We start from the raw sequence: 2,289 nt of genomic DNA, 5'->3' as shown, positions 1-2,289 counted from the left end.
TAACAAATAAGGATTAAGGTGTTGCGCAGCCAACACTAAATCCCGAGTGTTGAACAAGCCCGCAGCCACTTTATTAAGTAAATTGTACCATTGGATTGGAAGGGCATATCGCCTTGATACTTTTCTCAAGGCGAGCGAGGCCAAGATAAGGTTGCGATAGCAATCTTATCAATCAGTTAGCTGTTTTCTATTTCTTTCGTCGTCACATCTCCTCTGATTTCGTCAATGCCATTCTCCTTATTATCAATGCCTTTCGGCTAGATGGGTCGACTCACTCCAACACACGCCATCTGATGCTGACAGCAAGGGCATACTCGTATTGCTTTGGTTCTTGTCGGTGCGGTTAGCGGCGGCATTATATAGAGCAAGTTCAATAACAGCAGTTGAATGCGGGCTCTTAAGGCGTGTGCTTGACCGCGCAAAAAACCGTAATCTCTTACTCGCTGTAACCCTTTGGGTAGCACGTGTTGCAAAATGAGCAACAAGAACTTCAGAGTGGGTAAAGTGCGCGTTTGCCATGTTTTAGTCTGACTGTTTTTATAGCGGAAGGTGACCGTGTCATCGGTGATATGGATGATGTCTTCATCAGGCAGAACACCGCGATAGAGGTAGCGAGACAAATAATTGAGCGCAGCCTGACCGTACCCCACTTGTCTGCAATCGACCACCCATTGTTTGGGAATGCCACTCGGCAGCCACAACGCTGGGTGTTGATTAATGGCTTCTAGCATTCTTGCTCGCCATACTTTGGCTAAAGCAAACGCGTTAAAAAGGTAATGCTTGTTGCCTTTGTACCACGCTTGCCTTGATGCATCGTATTGGCCTGCCGCCACGATAATGTGCAGATGTGGGTGCAAGTTTCGTTGTCGGCTGTGAGTATGCAACACGGCGGTAAAACCAAGTTCACCTTGCCGTTGTCGGTTGGAAAAATCCTTTAATACCCCTGATGCCACCTTAAACATACCGTTATATATCGCTTTAGGTTGATGTCTTGCTAAGACCCTTAGTTGATACGGCAAAGTAAAGGTCACCATGAAATAGTGAACAGGTAACCGCTTTTTCTGCTGACGTTGAAGCCAGTCAGAAGTGGTGCGTTGTTGGCATTGAGGGCAATGACGATGACCACAAGAAAGCGGTAATCGGTCATCGTGATGACAGTGACTGCAGAACCATTGTGAGCGACCTTGTTGCTCTGTTTTGCAACGGAGCATCGCCCCAATGGCGCGATGCATATCGCCATTCATCTGCGCATAATAGTGACGCTTAAGCGCAGAGTGATGTTGGCGAAGCAGTTCAATAAAGGTACTCATGTAATGCTCCCCGTTAAGTCTAGAGCATCCGTTAATTGGTTGATGGCCATTGCCGCATCACGCTGCTTTATCTGAGTCATTCGGGTGTATCGTGCCGTGGTGTTGAGGCTTGCATGACCGAGCAGTGATTGCAGTGAACGCAGGTCGACTCCTTGCTCAAGTAAGTGCGTCGCGAAGCAATGTCTAAGTGAGTGGGGGCTGGCGTGTTTTTGGATCCCGCACTCTTTGAGCACAAGTTTCATGGTTTTTTGAATACCGCCTCTGTCCATCGGCGTGTTGCGACACTGCCCAAGTCCAGGAAATAAGTAGTAAGGGTGCTTATGGGCAAGCCAATGTACGCGAAGAGCTTTAAGCGTTCGCAGCGGAAGCGGCACCATTCGGTCTTTTCCGCCTTTTCCTTCCCGTATGTGAACGCGCATTGTTTGGCTGTCGATATCGTGAACCGTGAGGTTCAGTCCTTCACCAAGGCGCAACCCCATGCTGTACAGAGTAAGAAAAAACACTTGATAACGTGTCTGTCGAGTGTGGCTAATCAGCGAGCTGACTTGTTGCGGTGTCAGTATGTCGGGCAGTCGTTTTACTTGTGGCGGCTTGACGATATTGAGCCATTCCCACTGTTTATCGAGCGTGTAGCGATAGAAAAACTGCAAGCCATTACGATCGAGTTTAATGGTGCTCCACGAGTGGGTTTGAATAAGAGACGCGAAGAACTGTTTGAGGTCAGAGGTCGTTAATGTATCAGGGGCTCGGTCGAAATGAGCGGTGATCCGACGAACCGCACGAGAATAGGCATCGATCGTCGCAGGTCGTTTACCTTGCAGCTTTAGGTTGGTAAGGTGTTGTTCATAAAGGGTGTTGTAGCGTTTTAAGTCATCGGGTTTCATGGGGTTACTCCTGTGAACGACCATCAGGGTGATGGTGTTACAAGAGTATGGTTTGCACTCGTTTTACTCTGCCGCGTAGCGGCTTCGTTCAACAA

The 2,289-nt window shown here is 48.4% G+C and carries 2 protein-coding genes; both read right to left on the bottom strand.

Annotation, left to right across the window (positions count from 1 at the left end):
• Positions 1–257: 257 nt before the first annotated feature.
• Positions 258–1,310 (bottom strand): transposase, encoded by a 1,053-nt coding sequence (locus tag AB4507_RS19385; protein WP_102281856.1) that lies wholly within the window; start codon positions 1,308–1,310, stop codon positions 258–260.
• Positions 1,307–2,194, bottom strand: a complete 888-nt coding sequence (locus tag AB4507_RS19380) for a site-specific integrase (protein ID WP_102281854.1) — start codon at positions 2,192–2,194, stop codon at positions 1,307–1,309. Before AB4507_RS19380 ends, AB4507_RS19385 begins: the two co-directional genes overlap by 4 nt.
• Positions 2,195–2,289: the final 95 nt, after the last annotated feature.

This window comes from Vibrio sp. 10N.222.54.A3, assembly GCF_041474095.1.
Lineage (GTDB): Bacteria > Pseudomonadota > Gammaproteobacteria > Enterobacterales > Vibrionaceae > Vibrio > Vibrio crassostreae_C.
The sequence above is the reverse complement of the archived record's forward strand: the minus strand, read 5'-3'. Positions and strand labels throughout refer to the sequence as shown.

Coding starts and splice junctions, on each gene's coding strand:
- AB4507_RS19385 (WP_102281856.1), bottom strand. CDS start 1,310: ATGAGTACCTTTATTGAACTGCTTCGCCAACATCACTCTGCGCTTAAG.
- AB4507_RS19380 (WP_102281854.1), bottom strand. CDS start 2,194: ATGAAACCCGATGACTTAAAACGCTACAACACCCTTTATGAACAACAC.